This window comes from Bacillus sp. N5-665 (assembly GCF_022637375.2).
Lineage (GTDB): Bacteria > Bacillota > Bacilli > Bacillales > Bacillaceae_G > Bacillus_A > Bacillus_A wiedmannii.
This window is the reverse complement of record NZ_CP093325.1, coordinates 3,120,134-3,136,499: the sequence shown is the minus strand read 5'-3', so window position 1 is coordinate 3,136,499 and position 16,366 is coordinate 3,120,134. Positions and strand designations below refer to the sequence as shown.

General features: G+C 34.1%; 15 protein-coding genes and 3 pseudogenes. 15 read left to right on the top strand and 3 right to left on the bottom strand.

Going from position 1 to position 16,366, the window contains the following annotated elements; translation table 11 throughout:
• Positions 1–26 precede the first annotated feature (26 nt).
• Positions 27–1,586, bottom strand: coding sequence for a glycoside hydrolase family 10-like protein (locus tag MNO09_RS18705; protein ID WP_033659156.1), 1,560 nt, complete (start codon positions 1,584–1,586; stop codon positions 27–29).
• 226 nt (positions 1,587–1,812) lie between these two features.
• On the opposite strand from MNO09_RS18705, the gene MNO09_RS18700 reads away from it, so the two are divergent.
• From MNO09_RS18700 to MNO09_RS18655, 10 genes and pseudogenes are all read left to right on the top strand, one after another.
• Complete coding sequence (locus tag MNO09_RS18700) at positions 1,813–2,118, top strand: PTS sugar transporter subunit IIB (RefSeq protein ID WP_000865895.1); 306 nt, start codon at positions 1,813–1,815, stop codon at positions 2,116–2,118.
• A gap of 11 nt (positions 2,119–2,129) precedes the next feature.
• A complete protein-coding gene (locus MNO09_RS18695) occupies positions 2,130–3,413 on the top strand; it encodes a PTS sugar transporter subunit IIC (RefSeq protein WP_001032306.1) in 1,284 nt (427 codons plus the stop codon).
• A 78-nt stretch (positions 3,414–3,491) separates the two neighbouring features.
• Positions 3,492–3,758 (top strand): hypothetical protein, encoded by a 267-nt coding sequence (locus tag MNO09_RS18690; RefSeq protein WP_000511497.1) that lies wholly within the window; start codon positions 3,492–3,494, stop codon positions 3,756–3,758.
• 22 nt (positions 3,759–3,780) lie between these two features.
• Positions 3,781–4,938: an anhydro-N-acetylmuramic acid kinase AnmK gene (anmK, locus tag MNO09_RS18685; protein WP_000274958.1), complete on the top strand. Its 1,158-nt coding sequence runs from the start codon at positions 3,781–3,783 to the stop codon at positions 4,936–4,938.
• A 9-nt stretch (positions 4,939–4,947) separates the two neighbouring features.
• A complete protein-coding gene (locus tag MNO09_RS18680) occupies positions 4,948–5,847 on the top strand; it encodes a BadF/BadG/BcrA/BcrD ATPase family protein (RefSeq protein ID WP_000876624.1) in 900 nt (299 codons plus the stop codon).
• A gap of 134 nt (positions 5,848–5,981) precedes the next feature.
• Positions 5,982–6,530 (top strand): glycerol-3-phosphate 1-O-acyltransferase PlsY, encoded by a 549-nt coding sequence (gene plsY, locus MNO09_RS18675; protein ID WP_241950039.1) that lies wholly within the window; start codon positions 5,982–5,984, stop codon positions 6,528–6,530.
• 69 nt (positions 6,531–6,599) lie between these two features.
• Complete coding sequence (locus tag MNO09_RS18670; RefSeq protein WP_070168816.1) at positions 6,600–8,183, top strand: aminotransferase class V-fold PLP-dependent enzyme; 1,584 nt, start codon at positions 6,600–6,602, stop codon at positions 8,181–8,183.
• A gap of 107 nt (positions 8,184–8,290) precedes the next feature.
• A complete protein-coding gene (tdcB, locus tag MNO09_RS18665; protein WP_000628895.1) occupies positions 8,291–9,292 on the top strand; it encodes a bifunctional threonine ammonia-lyase/L-serine ammonia-lyase TdcB in 1,002 nt (333 codons plus the stop codon).
• Positions 9,293–9,533: 241 nt separating this feature from the next.
• Positions 9,534–10,004: a MarR family transcriptional regulator gene (locus MNO09_RS18660; protein ID WP_001030911.1), complete on the top strand. Its 471-nt coding sequence runs from the start codon at positions 9,534–9,536 to the stop codon at positions 10,002–10,004.
• 157 nt (positions 10,005–10,161) lie between these two features.
• Positions 10,162–11,404 (top strand): annotated as a pseudogene (locus MNO09_RS18655) (MFS transporter).
• Positions 11,405–11,677: 273 nt separating this feature from the next.
• Here the strand turns inward: MNO09_RS18655 and MNO09_RS18650 are convergent.
• Positions 11,678–12,007, bottom strand: a complete 330-nt coding sequence (locus tag MNO09_RS18650) for a YkvA family protein (RefSeq protein WP_000415093.1) — start codon at positions 12,005–12,007, stop codon at positions 11,678–11,680.
• A 245-nt stretch (positions 12,008–12,252) separates the two neighbouring features.
• On the opposite strand from MNO09_RS18650, the gene MNO09_RS18645 reads away from it, so the two are divergent.
• On the top strand, positions 12,253–12,939 hold the full coding sequence (locus MNO09_RS18645; protein ID WP_088107163.1) for an MBL fold metallo-hydrolase: 687 nt from the start codon (positions 12,253–12,255) through the stop codon (positions 12,937–12,939).
• Between the two features lie 41 nt (positions 12,940–12,980).
• Here the strand turns inward: MNO09_RS18645 and MNO09_RS18640 are convergent.
• Positions 12,981–13,690, bottom strand: a pseudogene (locus MNO09_RS18640) (hypothetical protein).
• A gap of 62 nt (positions 13,691–13,752) precedes the next feature.
• Between MNO09_RS18640 and MNO09_RS18635 the strand changes: the two are divergent.
• The 4 genes and pseudogenes from MNO09_RS18635 (at position 13,753) to MNO09_RS18625 (ending at position 16,115) form a co-directional block, all read left to right on the top strand.
• Complete coding sequence (locus MNO09_RS18635) at positions 13,753–14,022, top strand: hypothetical protein (protein WP_000054886.1); 270 nt, start codon at positions 13,753–13,755, stop codon at positions 14,020–14,022.
• 73 nt (positions 14,023–14,095) lie between these two features.
• On the top strand, positions 14,096–15,436 hold the full coding sequence (locus MNO09_RS18630) for a DEAD/DEAH box helicase (protein ID WP_002096607.1): 1,341 nt from the start codon (positions 14,096–14,098) through the stop codon (positions 15,434–15,436).
• A gap of 172 nt (positions 15,437–15,608) precedes the next feature.
• A pseudogene (locus MNO09_RS31050) lies at positions 15,609–15,882 on the top strand (hypothetical protein).
• Complete coding sequence (locus MNO09_RS18625) at positions 15,858–16,115, top strand: hypothetical protein (RefSeq protein WP_164083068.1); 258 nt, start codon at positions 15,858–15,860, stop codon at positions 16,113–16,115. Before MNO09_RS31050 ends, MNO09_RS18625 begins: the two are co-directional and overlap by 25 nt.
• Positions 16,116–16,366: the final 251 nt, after the last annotated feature.

Here is a 16,366-nt window from a genome sequence, read left to right as displayed (position 1 = left end):
CTTTTAAGGCGTTTTTTTATTAGTTGTTATTTTGCTTTAACGGTTGTATGACTAGATGCAACACTTTCATTATGCAATCGATCGACTGCAGTTACTACATACGTATACGTTTCTCCAGAAATAGCTGTTTTATCTACATAAATTTCTCCGAGCTTTGTTTTTCTTACAGCAGTAAGTAAATTTTTTGGATTTTCTGTATCCACTTCATTTTTCCCCTTTACACGGTAAATGGCGTAATACGCAGTGTCATTCTCTCTATCATCAATGATACCTACAGCAATACCTTCATCTCTTGGAATAGCACCTTTTAAAGTCGGTTGTTTTGGTGGATCATGATCAAGCCAAGGCATAGATGGGATTAATGCAGGATGTTTATATATGTCTTTTGAGAGTCTATCTTTAACTCCTAGTGGATTGTTATTCATATCTTTTAAGCTAAAATGCATACTACCTTTTATTTCAGGATATAACCGGTTTAATGCAATTTGTCTTGGGTATTCTTCAGGATCAGACCAAGCTGGGACAGAATTATTATTAATTTTATAGGCTGCCTGACCGATGTATAGGTGAATCGGTTTATTATTTGTTTCTTTTACCCACCAATCTACTAATATGTCATATGCAGCTGGTGTGAAACCAATATTCCAATATATTTGCGGTGTAATGTAATCAATATAACCTTTTTGTATCCATTCACGTGTATCAGCATAAAGGTCATCATAGTTTCTTTGGCCTGCAGTTGTGTTAGAGCCAGTTGGATCGTCGGCTATATTTCGCCATACGCCGAACGGACTTATGCCAAACTTTACGTATGATTTTTCTTGTTTTATAGCAGTATTTAAACCTTTGACAAGTTCATTTACATTGTCACGTCGCCAATCTTCTATATTTGTAAATCTACCATTATTATACGTTTCGAACGTTTTTTGATCGGGGAATTCTTCACCAGCTACTTTATATGGATAAAAATAATCATCCATATGCAAAGCATCAATATCGTAATTTTGTACGATTTCTAAAGCGCCTTCTGTAATAAATTTTTTCACTTCTGGAATACCAGGGTTAAAATATAACTTTCCTCCATAAGGTACAACCCAATCCGGATGCTGTTTTGCAGGGTGGTTATCCGATAATCGATTTATATCAGTGTGATTCATCGTTATTCGGTATGGATTAATCCATGCGTGGAATTCTATATTTCTTTTATGTGCTTCTTCAATCATAAATGCGAGCGGGTCGTATCCGGGATCTTTTCCCTGTGTACCTGTAATGTATTCTGACCAAGGACCGTAATTGGAAGGGTAAAAAGCATCCGCGGTTGGTTTTATTTGTACAACAACTGCATTCATACCAATGTTTTTTACATCGTCTAATAATCTAATAAACTCTTGTTTTTGATTTGCGATAGGTAAGCCAGTTTTTGAGGGCCAGTCAATATTAAGTACAGAAGCAATCCATACAGCACGTAATTCGTGTTTTTTATACGTAGTATTTACTTCAGCGTAAGTAGAGTGAGGAGAAATGAAAGAGAAAGGAATAAAAAAGATGACGATACAACATATCACTAATAAACGTTTCATGATTATTTATACGCCTCCCTATTATATGGTTAGCTAATATGATATCCGAGGTGAGGTTGTACTTACAATTGAGAAAAATAAATATTGAAACATTAATTTAATAGGAAAAATATTTTTACTGAAATTTACTTTCAATATAACTAAATTCTTTTACTTCTTCATATGCTTGTTAGTAAAGTGAAACTTCCTTTCATCCGAAGGGGATAATTTATAAGTATAGGAGGATTAATAAATGAAGGTTTTATTCGTTTGTTCTGGAGGGATGTCCAGTGCAATTGTTGTAAACGCTTTAAAAAAAGAGGCGGAGAAAAAAGGTGTAAACATGGAAGTCCATGCCATTGGAACAAGTGAGATAGAGGAAGAAGTAAAGAATGGCTGGGACGTTGTAATGGTTGCACCTCAAGTAAGACATAGATTTGACTCTGTTAAAAAATTCGCAGAAGAGGAATCTATCCCGTGCGGTATCATACCGCCACAAGCATACACGCCGCTTGGCGGACCGACTTTATTAAAAACTGTAAATGATTTAATTAGTTAGGGGGAAGCGTTATGAATAAATTTGTCACGTTTCTTGATAGAAACTTATCTGGACCGATGGCAAGGCTTTCTGAACAGAGGCATTTACAAGCAATCCGTGATGGAGTTATTTCAGCGTTACCATTTATTATTGTAGGAAGTTTCTTTTTAATCGTAGCATTTCCACCATTACCGAAAGATAGTTTCATATCTGTTTGGGCATTAAAAAATCAAACAAGTATATTAATACCATATCGTTTAACGATGTTTATTATGTCTTTATATATAGCATTTGGAATAGGGTATAATTTAGCGAAAAGTTATAAGCTAGATGCTTTATCAGGAGCACAGCTTGCAGTATGTTCATTACTATTAACATTAACGCCTGAATTAATTGATAAAAAAGGGTTTATGCTTCCGATGACAAATCTCGGAGGTCATGGATTATTCGTGACAATGATTGTTTCTATTTTATCAGTTGAGATTTTAAGATTTTGTAAGACGAAAAATGTAATGATTAAAATGCCAGAACAAGTACCGCCGTCTGTTTCACGTTCGTTTGAAGCACTTATACCTGCTGCATTCGTTATTATTTTAATGAGTTTAGTAACTGTCGTTTTTAGTATTGATTTACATCATGTAGTTGATAAATTAGCGGCACCGTTAGTAAAAGCTGGTGATAGTTACTTCGGTGTAATCATTCCAGTATTTTTAATTACATTTTTTTGGTCATTCGGAATTCATGGTGTATCGGTTGTTGGAACTGTTGCCCGGCCATTATGGGAAGTATATTTAGGGAAAAATGGTGAAGCAGTTGCTAGTGGCGCAAATCAGTTACCATTCATTTCACCAGAACCATTATACCAATGGTTTATATGGATTGGTGGTTCTGGTGCGACGTTAGGACTTGTATTAGCTATGATTGTATTTGGTCGATCAAAATATTCGAAGGCATTATCAAGAACTTGTATTGTACCTGGTATTTTTAATATTAATGAACCTGTTATTTTTGGATTACCAATCGTACTAAACCCAATATTAATTATCCCATTTATCATTACACCACTAGTAACAGCAACTATTGCATACTCAGCAACTGCGATGGGGTTTGTTACACCAACACATATAATGCCTCCATGGACATTACCAGCTCCAATTGGTGCATATTTAGCAACAGGTGGGGATTGGAGAGCGATTGTACTCGTATTTATAAACATAACAATATCATTCCTTATTTATTTACCATTCTTTAAAATGTACGACAAAAACATGCTTGAAATTGAGAAAAATGGTGATGGGGAATCTGTTAATCCGTAAGTTTTATATTTTATTTTTGAGTGATAGGCATTTTGTCTATCACTTCTTTCACATGAAGTCCAGAGAGGGTGAAATGGAATGGGTATAAAATTTAGTTATAAAGGTGTATTTTTATTATTATTTGGAGTGGTATGTGCGAATTTACTTTTCGTACCTTTATTAAGAATGCTACATTTATCACAAATGCATAGTATATGGCTCGTTACAAGCATTGCGGCAAGTATTTTGCTTACAGTAGTTGTTTCTTTCATTGATGGATCGTTTGCATCGAAAGCTCAGTTGTTTTATAGATTTATATTATTTTCCATCGGTTGTACGTTTGTAACTTACATGATTGTTTATTAGTAAATAGGAGGTCATGCATGTTATGTATATTGCAGGGATAATGTCCGGTACTTCGTTAGACGGAATAGATGTAGCACTCGTTCATATAGAGGGGAGTGGTGTAGAGTCTAAGGTCAAACTCATCCATTTTACTACAGTTCCATTTTGTAATGATATGAAAAATGAGATCCAGCAGGCATTATCAATAGAAAATTCAAATGTACAACTCATATGCAGTTTAAATTTCAAACTCGGTTTATGCTTCACCAATGCTGTAAGGGAAGTTTGTAAAGAGGCCAATTTTCCTTTGGGACAATTAAATTTAATTGGTTCTCACGGACAAACGATTTATCATCAGCCAAAGCAAGATGGTAATATGATTCCTTCCACATTGCAAATTGGAGAACCAGCAGTTATAGCATATAAAACGAATACGACGGTTATTTCTAATTTTCGAACGATGGATATCGCAGCAGGGGGACAAGGTGCACCACTTGTACCATATTCAGAGATTATTTTGTATCGTCATCCAACTAAAAATAGACTATTACAAAATATTGGCGGGATCGGTAATGTTACCGTAATACCAAGTCACCTAAGTGATAAGAACGTTATAGCTTTTGATACTGGTCCAGGGAATATGGTAATTGATGAAATATGTCAAAGGCTATTTCAGTTATCATATGATCAAAATGGTGAGATTGCAAAACAGGGAGTAGTTGTAGATGAAATATTGACCTATTGTATGAACCATCCATTTTTGAAAATGAATCCACCGAAATCAACTGGTAGAGAACAGTTTGGAGAAGAATTTGTCAGTGAGTTGTTGAAGCGGTATGAAAAGCATAGTAAAGAAAATATAGTGACGACTGTCACGATGTTTACAGCAAGTTCAATTGTTTATCAGTATAAGGAGTTTATTCTGCCGTATTATGAAATCGATGAGGTGATTTTAGGCGGTGGTGGCAGTTATAATCGTACACTTGTTGAAATGATACGGTATGGATTGAAGGATGAAAAATGCGCCATATTCATTCAAGAAGATATAGGCTATTCTTCAGAGGCGAAAGAAGCAATCGCCTTTGCCATTTTAGCAAACGAAACGTATCATCGTAATCCGAGTAATGTGCCAAGTGCAACAGGTGCAAAGCAATCTGTAGTTTTAGGGAATATAACATTCCCTCCAATTCGAAGAGAATGAGGCGAACATATGAAATATATGATTGGAGTAGACGGCGGGGGAACAAAGACAGAAGCAATTGCATTTGATCAAGACGGAAGTGAACTTGAAAGGGCTACGAGTGGTTTTGGAAATATATTAATAGATTTTGAAGAAGCACTTTTTCATAGTATGGAAGCGATTGATCAATGCCAAAAAGGTTTATTAAATGGGCATTGCGTTTGTATTTGTTTAGGATTAGCGGGTGTAAGCGGAGCAAATACAAATGAATTAACATTACGTCTGAAAAAGAAGTACGGAACACAAATTGAAGTTTTTAATGACGCAATGATTGCTCATGCAGCTGCTTTAAAAGGAAAGGATGGAATTTTAACAATTGGCGGTACAGGTGCGATTTGTATAGGAAAGAAAGGGGAAGTGTACGAGTATAGTGGGGGATGGGGACATATTTTAGGAGATGAAGGAAGCGGATATTGGATTGCGTTACAAGGTTTAAAGAGAATGGCAAATCAATTTGATCAAGGAGTTACACTTTGCCCATTAAGCGTAAGAATTCAAGAAGAGTTTCAACTTTTGACATCGTCTCATATAAAAAGACTAGTATATAGTTTTTCAAAAGATAAAGTTGCAGCAATCGCACCATTCATTATTGAGGAAGCGAGAAATGGGAATGATGACGCACGTGAAATTATGGTGCAAGCGGCTACGGAATTAACGAGAATTACGGTGAATATTTACAATAAGATGCAGTTTGATTTATCAACTTCAATTGCAGTAAGTGGCAGTATATTACGTTTCGTTCCTGAAATATATGCTGAATTTAAGAAATGCTGCGAGAAAAGTATGGGAGAAGTTATATTTGTATCACCATCAGAACTAGCAGTGAAAGGAACCTATTACTTAATGAAGAATTTATATTTTAATAAATAGCTATATGAGAATTTTTGTATGATTTGTAAAAATATGATGTTAAAATGTATAAAGGGATGTAAAGTAAGAAAAGTACAATATACATGGTCATTGAATATTGTATAAGTACTCCCATGTAGAAAGTGAATGATTACATGATTAATAGTATGCAATTTTTGTATTTGGTGGCTTCTTATTTATTTGGAAACATATTGACCGCTTATATAGTGACGAAATGGAAACATAATGTTGATATTCGGCAGGAAGGAAGCGGTAATCCTGGCGCAAGAAATATGGGGCGGGTATATGGAAAAGGGTATTTCGTCGCTACATTTTTAGGTGATGCGATCAAAGGGGCAATCGTAGTTTCTATTGCAAAATACCTTTTTGGAGATTCTACATTTGTAATGTTAGCTTTACTGGCTGTTTTACTTGGACATATTTACCCAATTATATTTAAAGGCAAGGGCGGAAAAGGCATTTCAACATTTATTGGAGGATTAATTGCATTTGATTATTTGATAGCGCTTACCCTTGTTGCTGTTTTCATTATATTTTATTTAATCTTTAAAGGATTTACTAAGCCAGGACTAATTACAATCGCTTGTTTACCAGTTTGCATAATTTTGTATTCTTACTCTATTGTTACGACTATATTAAGTGCACTTATAATTGTACTTATTTTATATGTAAATCGAGAATGAAATGAACTTTTTATAAGTGGAGTTAATCTCCACTTATAATTTTTATTAAATACATAAAGGAGATACAACATGGGGTTAATTTATAAAGTTGCTGATCAAGCTTGGGAATTTGAAAGTATACATAAGTTGAATTATAAAACATTTGTAGAAGAAATTCCGCAACATGAAGAAACGCAAGAGCGTGTTCGTATAGATCGTTTCCATGAAGAAAATACATATTTAATTTGTTTGGATGACGATAAGTTAGTAGGTATGGTTACATTGCGAGGAAAACGACCATTCTCGTTAGATAATAAAATTCCAAATCTAGATTATTATTTGCAAGAACATGGAGAAAACGTATATGAAATTCGTTTACTTTCAGTAGAACGTGAATATAGAAATGGAAGAGCGTTGTTAGGTTTAATTCGCTTTTTACATCGTTATTTGCTTCTAAATGGATATGAATTGGCACTCATTTCTGCTACAACACGTGAACTACCTTTATATGAGCAAATGGGATTCAAATCTTTCCATACGTTAGTTGGTACAGAAGAAGCAGCCTTCCAGCCAATGTATGTTACGCCTGCTATGTTTGAAGCGTCGAGCGTTGGAGGGGTTATGACGAAAGAATATTCGTTTTTACCTGGTCCAGTAGATATTGAAGAAAATGTTCGAAAGGCATTTTCTACTAAGCCTATTTCGCATCGTTCTAAGTCATTTCAAATGACAATGGACAATGTGAAAAAACGGTTACTTCACATGACAAAAGCAAAGCATGTACAACTTATGTTAGGAACAGGGACGTTAGCAAATGATGCCATTGCTTTACAGTTACGTTCTTTAAAAGGGAAAGGACTAGTATTAACAAATGGGGAATTTGGTAATAGATTAGTTGGACATGCAGCACGCGCGCAATTACATTTTGATACGTATAAAAAAGAAATGGGAGAAGCATTTATTTATACAGAATTAGAACAAATAATGGAAACTGGCAATTATGAATGGCTTTGGTTTGTTCACCATGAAACATCAACCGGAATGTTAAATGATTTAGACGAACTAAATGTTTTTTGTGAAAAGTATAAAGTGAAACTATGTGTAGATTGCATTAGCTCAATTGGAGCAATACCGATAGATTTGAAAGATGTATATTTTGCAAGCGGTGTAAGTGGAAAGGCAATTAAATCGTTTACTGGATTATCTTTCGTTTTTTATAATCACAATGTGAAAGTAAATGAGGCATTACCGGCCTATATGGACATTGGCATGTACGAAGAAAATGACAGTATTCCATATTCTCATTCATGGAATTTAATTTATGCACTGCAAGAAGCATTAAAGAGATTTGAAGATGCAAAAGCATTTGAAAAAATAAACGAGACGTATGCATATATTGAACAAGCTATTACTAATATGGGTTTAAATCTTGTTTCACCTAAAGAACATGCTGCATCAGTTATACTTACCATTCAATTAAGCGAAGGTCTTTCTTCTAAAGCGGTAGGTGATATGTTAGCGCTACAAGGATATATCGTCCATTATGAATCAGCGTATTTACAAAAGAATAACTGGATCCAAATTGCATGCCTGAATCATTACAAAGAACGTGATATGAAGAGGATGTTGAATTGTTTGCATATATGTACAGTAAATAATAGCGTACATATATGAGGAATGATTTTTTAACAGGGTTGGTTGCGTATAAAGGAGTTATTGCCTAAGAAAACTTAGGAATGAGACAAATAGTAAATCATAAATCATGAGAAGGGGGTATTAGTATGATAACTAAAAAACTACCATTACATATAGCAGACATTAAAAAAGCTCAAAACATTCTAGACAGAAATGCTCGTAAAACTCCATTAGTAAAGTCTTTTTATTTGACTAGTAAAACAGGTGGAGAAATTCACTTGAAATTAGAAAATATGCAATTAACGGGTTCTTTTAAATTTCGTGGTGCATTTAATAAAATGTCACAGTTGACAGATCAAGAAAAAGACCGAGGAGTAATTGCCTGTTCGGCAGGTAATCATGCACAAGGTATTGCTTTATCTGCTCATTTGCTTGGTATTAAGAGTAAAATTGTAATGCCAATTTCTGCGCCTTTAGCGAAAGTTGAGGCTACTAGAGGATATGGATCAGAAGTTGTTTTATACGGTGAAACTTTTGATGATGCGAAGGCAAAATGTGAGGAGATTATAAGAGAAACAGGTGAAACATATTTACATCCATATGATGATGTAGAGGTAATGGCTGGTCAAGGTACAATTGGTTTGGACATTCTTGATGATATGTGGGATGTTGATACTGTCATTGTACCAATTGGTGGAGGTGGCATTATTTCTGGTATTGCTGTTGCATTAAAATCTTTTAATCCATCCATTAATATAATTGGTGTCCAAGCAGAAAATGTTCATGGGATGAAGGCATCTTATGACAAAGGCACGATTGTAGAACATTATGAGGCACCTACTATAGCAGATGGTTGCGCAGTTAAAATACCAGGCGATTTAACTTTTGAAGTTGTAAACGAATTAGTAGATGATATCGTAACAGTGTCAGAAGGTGAATTAGAAGTAGCGATGAAAGACTTATTACAACGTGGAAAAGCTGTTGTAGAAGGTGCTGGTGCATTAGCTACTGCTGCTCTACTTGCAGGGAAAGTGGATCCATATATTAAAGGGAAAAAGGTAGTCGCGGTTATATCTGGTGGAAACGTAGACTTGCAGCGCATTTCCAGTGTTTGTGAGCAATTTTTTGTAGCCAATGAAGTGAAATAGTATTTAAAAAACATAAATTTTATGGAAGAAGAGCTAAGACAACTAATCTTAGCTCTTACTTTTTGTTTACCGTGTAGGGCATATTATAATATACATGCTTTATTTTCCGTATAGTGAATTATTATATTTTATCGTCTACTTTCATAGATAACTCAAATAATTATATCAATATTGTCGAAACGGAAACAGAAATTTATTATAATGGTTTTAACGTATGAATGAGCGGTTAGGAGGATAGACCATGAATAAGGAAGAACAGGTCATGAACGGTTTCAGGGAATTATATAATAAGATGGTTTGGCTTAATAAGGATAAAATGGAAGAAGGTCTTAAAGGTTTTAAGTCTTCTGAAGTACATTGTATTGAATACATTGAAAACAATGCCGATTCTAACGTGACACAACTTGCAGAGGCTTTTTATGTGACTCGCGGTGCAATAAGTAGAATGACTAAGAAGCTCATAAACAAAGGCCTTATCGAAAGTTACCAGAAATCAGAGAATAAAAAAGAAATCTATTTTAAGCTTACTGAACAAGGGAAAGAAATATATAAAATTCACGAAGAGTTGCACAATGAGTTTCAACAACGGGATAAAGCTGTATTTGAGCAAGTAACCGAGGCGGAATTCGACAGTATTATTAACTTCGTGGAAAAGTATAGTAGGCATTTGGATGCAGAAATAAAGAAACAAGGTATACATATTAAGTCGTAAATTTGCCTGTTAATGCGAGATATATTTAAATAATAAAAAGGTAGCCTATTCACGGTAAGGCTACCTTTTTATTATTTTATTTTTGTTGACTAATCAACAAAATAGAGTTATTATTTTTGTTGACAAAGCAATAAAATGTTCTGAGGGGAGAAATTAAATGTCTATTTTAAAATCAAAAAATGAAACTGAAAAAAACATAGATAAACATGCTTTAATATTCGGTCTTATTTCTGTATTTCTTTGTGGTATAGGTTTCAGTATCATTATGCCTGTAGTGCCATTCTTAGTGGAGCCTTATAGTGGAGCCTTATATAAGTAGTCCAGAAGAACAGGCTCTAGTTGTTACGCTACTGACCTCTGTTTATGCGGTCTGCGTGTTTTTCGCTGCTCCTGCACTCGGAGCTTTGAGCGATAAATATGGCCGTCGTCCATTACTTTTAATATGCCTTTTCGGTTCTGCAATCGGGTACTTAGTTTTTGGTATAGGAGGGGCTTTATGGGTACTATTTGCTGGACGTATAGTAGAAGGAATAACAGGCGGGAGCATCAGTACAATTTTTGCATATTTTGCAGATATCATTCCCTCAGAACAGAGAACGAAGTATTTTGGGTGGGTGAGTGCAGTGGTAGGTGCAGGAACCATTATCGGACCAACTCTTGGGGGATTACTTGCAAAGTTTGGTCATTCTGTACCTTTATATTTCGGAGCACTTATAACTTTATTAAATGTTTTATATGGGATGAAATATATGCCTGAGAGTCTTGACAAAAATAATAGGTTAAAAGAAATTACTTTTGTAAGGTTAAATCCTTTTGCACAGCTGGCAAACATACTTTCCATGAAAAACTTAAAATGGTTACTTGTCTCAGCGTTTTTACTTTGGATACCTAACGGATCTTTACAAGCAATTTTTACACAATTTACGATGGATACTTTTAGCTGGAAACCTGCACTAATCGGACTTATGTTTTCAATTATGGGCTTTCAAGATATCATTTCACAAGCTTTTATAATGCCAAAGCTTTTGATCAAGCTTACTGATAAACAAATAGCTATGCTTGGAATGGTTTCGGAGATTATTGGCTACAGTTTTATTGCAGCATCTGCTTCATTTTCCTTATATCCTCTTCTAATCGTTGGGATGTTACTGTTTGGTTTTGGTGACTCAATTTTCGGACCTTCATTCAATGGGATGCTTTCAAAGTCTGTCGATTCTAGTGAACAAGGAAGGATTCAAGGCGGTAGCCAATCTATTCAAGCTTTGGCAAGAATGATTGGTCCAATTATTGGAGGGCAAATCTATGTATCACTTGGTCATGCTGCACCTGCTTTTATGGGGATGATTCTTATAGTAGTTGCAATAGCAGTTTTGTATAAGGGGACGCATGTAACTGTATAAACTACATGCACTAATATGGTATTTCTTCATATAAGAATGTCACTACTGGAATCCTTCCTGAATGAATTGTATAACAGATAAATTTCAGAACAAATAATAAGGTGTCAGAACTTAGGAACAAGTACTGACACCTTATTTGTTTACGGTTGAGAGCTAAGAGAAATTAAGAATTTATTCTGTAATGCTCTCATGGTGAATGCTAAATAAAACTATCAATAATTATAGTTAGCTTTTTTGAAAGTAAAAAGCTAGGTAAATGAATGGACAGTATAATTATACTTGTGCTGAAGTAAATAATGACTCCATTTTTACTTTGCTCTTCTCTCGAATTTCAGCGTCCGCATGGCGCATTACAAACTTATGCGCTATAGCAATTGCTAAAACATCATCTAATAAGCCAATCCCAATAATAGCAGCTATATCTGGAATGAAGTCGATTGTTAATACGTAATAGGATAAAGCGGCTAAAATTATAAATTTCGCTTTAGTAGGTAACCCTTTTTTTCTCATTGTGTAGTATAAAATAATACTTTCATATACGCTAGATTTTCCGAGGCTTGCTGAGCTTTGTTTGAATTTTTTCCAAAGTGTCTGTTTCTCCATATAAACACTCCTTTTACTAAAACAGAGATTTTTTAAAAGGATAGACAAAAAAGTGAGGAAGTAATCAATTTTATTATTTATCTTATTGTATATTTCCATAAAAATAAGGAATTACCTGTTCAAAATAATAGAATGTTTGTTATGTAACGACTCACATTGTTTCGTTACATAAGTATGTACAGTAAAATGTATGTGGAGGATTTATTTATTATTAAACATTTAATAAGCGGTATGGGGGAAGAAAAATGAAGATAATAGAATTACCAATTGAATTCGAATTTAACGGGGCAAAACAATGTATTTATCCGAGCTTAATTATAATAAACAATGAATTAACTTTAGTGGATACGGGTTATATCAATTTTTTACCTTTAATTGAGGACGCAATTTTAAAACAGGGGTATGAGATGAAAAACTTAAAAAATATAATTGTTACTCATTATGATGACGATCATATAGGATCTTTAAATGATTTCAAAGTGAAATATCCTCACGTTAATATTATTGCTAGTGAAATTGAATCCCACTACATTAATGGTGACATAAAATTAGAGAGATTAGTTCAAGCTGAAGAAATGTTACAACGTATGCCAATTGAGGAGAAAGAATTTGGTGAGTGGTTTATACAACACTTAAAAAATATAAGACATATTTCCGTCGATGAAAAAGTATATGATGGGCAAATGATTTTGAATGATGAATGTCAAATAGTAGCGACCCCAGGACATACTTCGGGGCATATTTCATTATATTTTCCAAATTTAAATTGTGTAATTACAGGGGATGCGGCCGTTCAAGATAATTGTGAATTAGAAATAGCTAATCCGGATTTTTGTTTAGATATAGAAAAAGCGGAAGAATCTTTAAAGAGAATTAAAAACCTTAAAGCTGCAAGTTATTATTGCTATCATGGAGGAAAACTCACTGTATGAATTAAAAAACCGACCTTTTCGATATAGGAAAGATCGGTTTTTTAATTCATAGATTCTGCAATTCTAATCAAATCATTAACACTGTATTTTCTTTTTATGTATAGTTTGTTACCAATGGCGATTTTATTTTGAAAACCGTCTTTTTTATATTATGTTTTAAAATGTGAAATTTAGTTCCCTTATGTACATATTGATCTAATTTATGTTGAACTGGTGAAACAGTGATTTTTAAAATCCCATGAATATCTTCATTGTAGTATTGGAGGTTTAAGTAATCGTTATAGATGTACCCTTGAAATTCGTGAATTTCGAATGGGAATTTTGTAGGTGTTAGTATATGCCGCTTAATCCTCAATTCATATTCTTTTACAATAGTAGCTTCTTTCATAAGAGGGTTAGTTCCATCATAAATTTGATTAATTCGAGATATTTTAATATTCTTTGTTACTATTTCTAAAATACAACCGATAGTAAATTCATCACCAGTGTCTTTGAAATAGGAAATAAGAATTGTAGTATCTTCTTTTGGAGACGGTACTATTTTAATTTCATGAATATGTTTATCTGTAAGGAAAGTAGGCAATTCAATCCCTTCTGTTACATTTGACCGCATTAATTTTTTATCATTTTTGAGTAAAGCTTGTTTAAATTCACTTATCACATTTGTTTGAGACTTCGCCATAATAATTGAGTTCGATTGAAAATATAGTAAGAAAAATACGCAAAAACTCTTTATGAATGTAGTCGTCAATTTCATCACCCTGTAACTATATTTACGTAAATTTGAAATATATATGTATAGGAGGGGAGAAGATGAGTTTATTGCTTGATATAATAATGGATATAATTTTATTTTATCCTCGAAATGATATGAAATTAAAACATCATATTGCAAAGTTAAGTGAATTCGAGTGGTTTCGAAAGCTACACGAAGATACAAAGTATACAAAATTAATTTGGAATAATAGAAAAATTAAAAAGTTCATTTTGTCTTCTATTAATATGGAAGCATTAATAAAATCCGAGAAAAAACAAAAAGAATTTATTCATTTAGTACACGATGAATATAAAAAAAGAAGATAAGAATTTTTTTATTTTTCATATTTGGCGAAACAAATGGTACAATGAAAGCTAATGTGAAAAATAAGGAAAAGAAGTGGTCTATTTGAAAAACTTTTTAGAATTAGGAATTAGTGAAACTTTTAATCATACATTACGTGAAAATGGAATTACAGAAGCAACACCAATTCAAGAGAAGGCAATTCCTGTTATTATGTCAGGTAAAGATATTATTGGGCAGGCGAAAACAGGAACGGGTAAAACGTTAGCATTCGTGTTACCGATTTTAGAAAAAATCGATCCAGAGTCTAGTGATGTTCAGGCTTTAATTGTGGCACCAACAAGGGAACTAGCACTGCAAATTACAACTGAAATTAAAAAAATGCTTGTTCAAAGAGAAGATATTAATGTACTAGCGATATATGGCGGACAAGATGTAGCACAACAATTGAGAAAATTAAAAGGTAATACACATATTGTTGTAGCGACACCAGGTCGATTATTAGATCATATACGACGTGAAACAATTGATTTAAGTAATCTTTCAACGATTGTACTAGATGAAGCGGATCAAATGCTTTATTTCGGTTTCTTATATGATATTGAAGATATTTTAGATGAGACACCTGATAGTAAACAAACGATGTTATTCTCAGCAACGATGCCAAAAGATATTAAGAAATTGGCGAAACGTTATATGGATGAGCCGCAAATGATTCAAGTACAAAGTGAAGAAGTAACGGTAAATACAATTGAGCAGCGTGTCATTGAGACGACAGATCGTGCAAAGCCAGATGCACTTCGTTTTGTTATGGATCGTGATCAGCCATTTTTAGCTGTTATTTTCTGTCGTACAAAGGTTAGAGCAAGTAAGCTTTATGATAATTTAAAAGGACTAGGTTATAATTGTGCTGAACTTCATGGTGATATACCTCAAGCGAAACGTGAAAGAGTCATGAAGAGTTTCCGCGAAGCTAAAATTCAGTACTTAATTGCGACTGATGTAGCAGCTCGTGGACTTGATGTAGATGGTGTAACGCACGTATTTAACTTTGACATTCCTGAAGATGTAGAAAGTTATATTCACCGCATTGGCCGAACAGGACGTGCAGGTGGATCAGGTATTGCAATTACGTTCGTTGCAGCGAAAGATGAAAAACATTTAGAAGAAATTGAAAAAACGCTTGGTGCACCACTGCAAAGAGAAATAATCGAACAACCGAAGATAAAACGTGTAGATGAAAATGGAAAACCGGTACCAAAGCCGGCTCCAAAGAAATCAGATCAATATCGTCAAAGAGATAGCCGTGAAGGTTCAAGAAGTGGTTCAAAAGGTGGCCCAAGAAATAGTTCGAGAAATGATAACAATCGATCATTTAATAAGCCAAGTAATAAGAAAAGTAGTACAAAACAAGGTCAGCAAAGACGTGGCCGTTAAATAGTTATTATTTAAAAAGAGTCGCAAAGTGTTGCGGCTCTTTTTTTGTTTGTAGACAACAAGGGTGATGCCGAGAAAAAGCAAAAATTTCATTCACCGTATTTAAAATGAATTTTATAGTCCAAAACCAGTAGAGCAAAGGTATTACTGCCATGTCGCAATTCAAGAACAAGTGCAACTTACGTATGAACAATATTTAATCGGAAAAAAAATCGAGAGAAAACAATTCGTACTAGCGCCCTGATGATGATACGGGTTATGAAAAAATCAATTGGTATAATGATACGAAAACATTTTTTGCTAACAAAGAATTGGACGATTTGGTGAAAGAAATTCGTAACACATTCAAACGGTACGGGAATGTTATGCTGCAGCAAAAAGAGAACGGAACTTATTATGTCTACTATTTCGGCAGAATACTTTGGTTGAAAGAAAAGGTAATGTAGCGAGCGAGTATTTTCATTACACATTCCGCAATTATCGAAATGGAACAAGAGAAGTTTATGAAGGATTTAACTCGTATTGGGATACGATCGTTGGAAACTGGAAAACTAATTTGTTCGTTTTGCTCGATGGGGAACTTGAGAAGCACAACTGCCATCCTTATTGGGAAATTGCTTACTACGACGATGAAGGTAATGTAGTACGAAGTTACCTGAAGGGATTGTATGCGATATAAGAAAAAAGGACTAGCAGTCGTACCTGCCGTCCTTTAATAGGAGAAAAAGTATTCTTGTTTAGAACTACGCATAAACAGAAAATCTGCTTGTAATTAGCTTTACCTTAAATGTACGTGTCTATACAAAAAGGGATAAGTAAAAAATACTTATCCCCAGGAAGGGAAATCCCAAGCACCAAAATGGTTCGTATTGGTCTGCAGGTTCAAAAGTAGTATATGTAAAACCAAAAATCTCATACAAAAAGCAGACA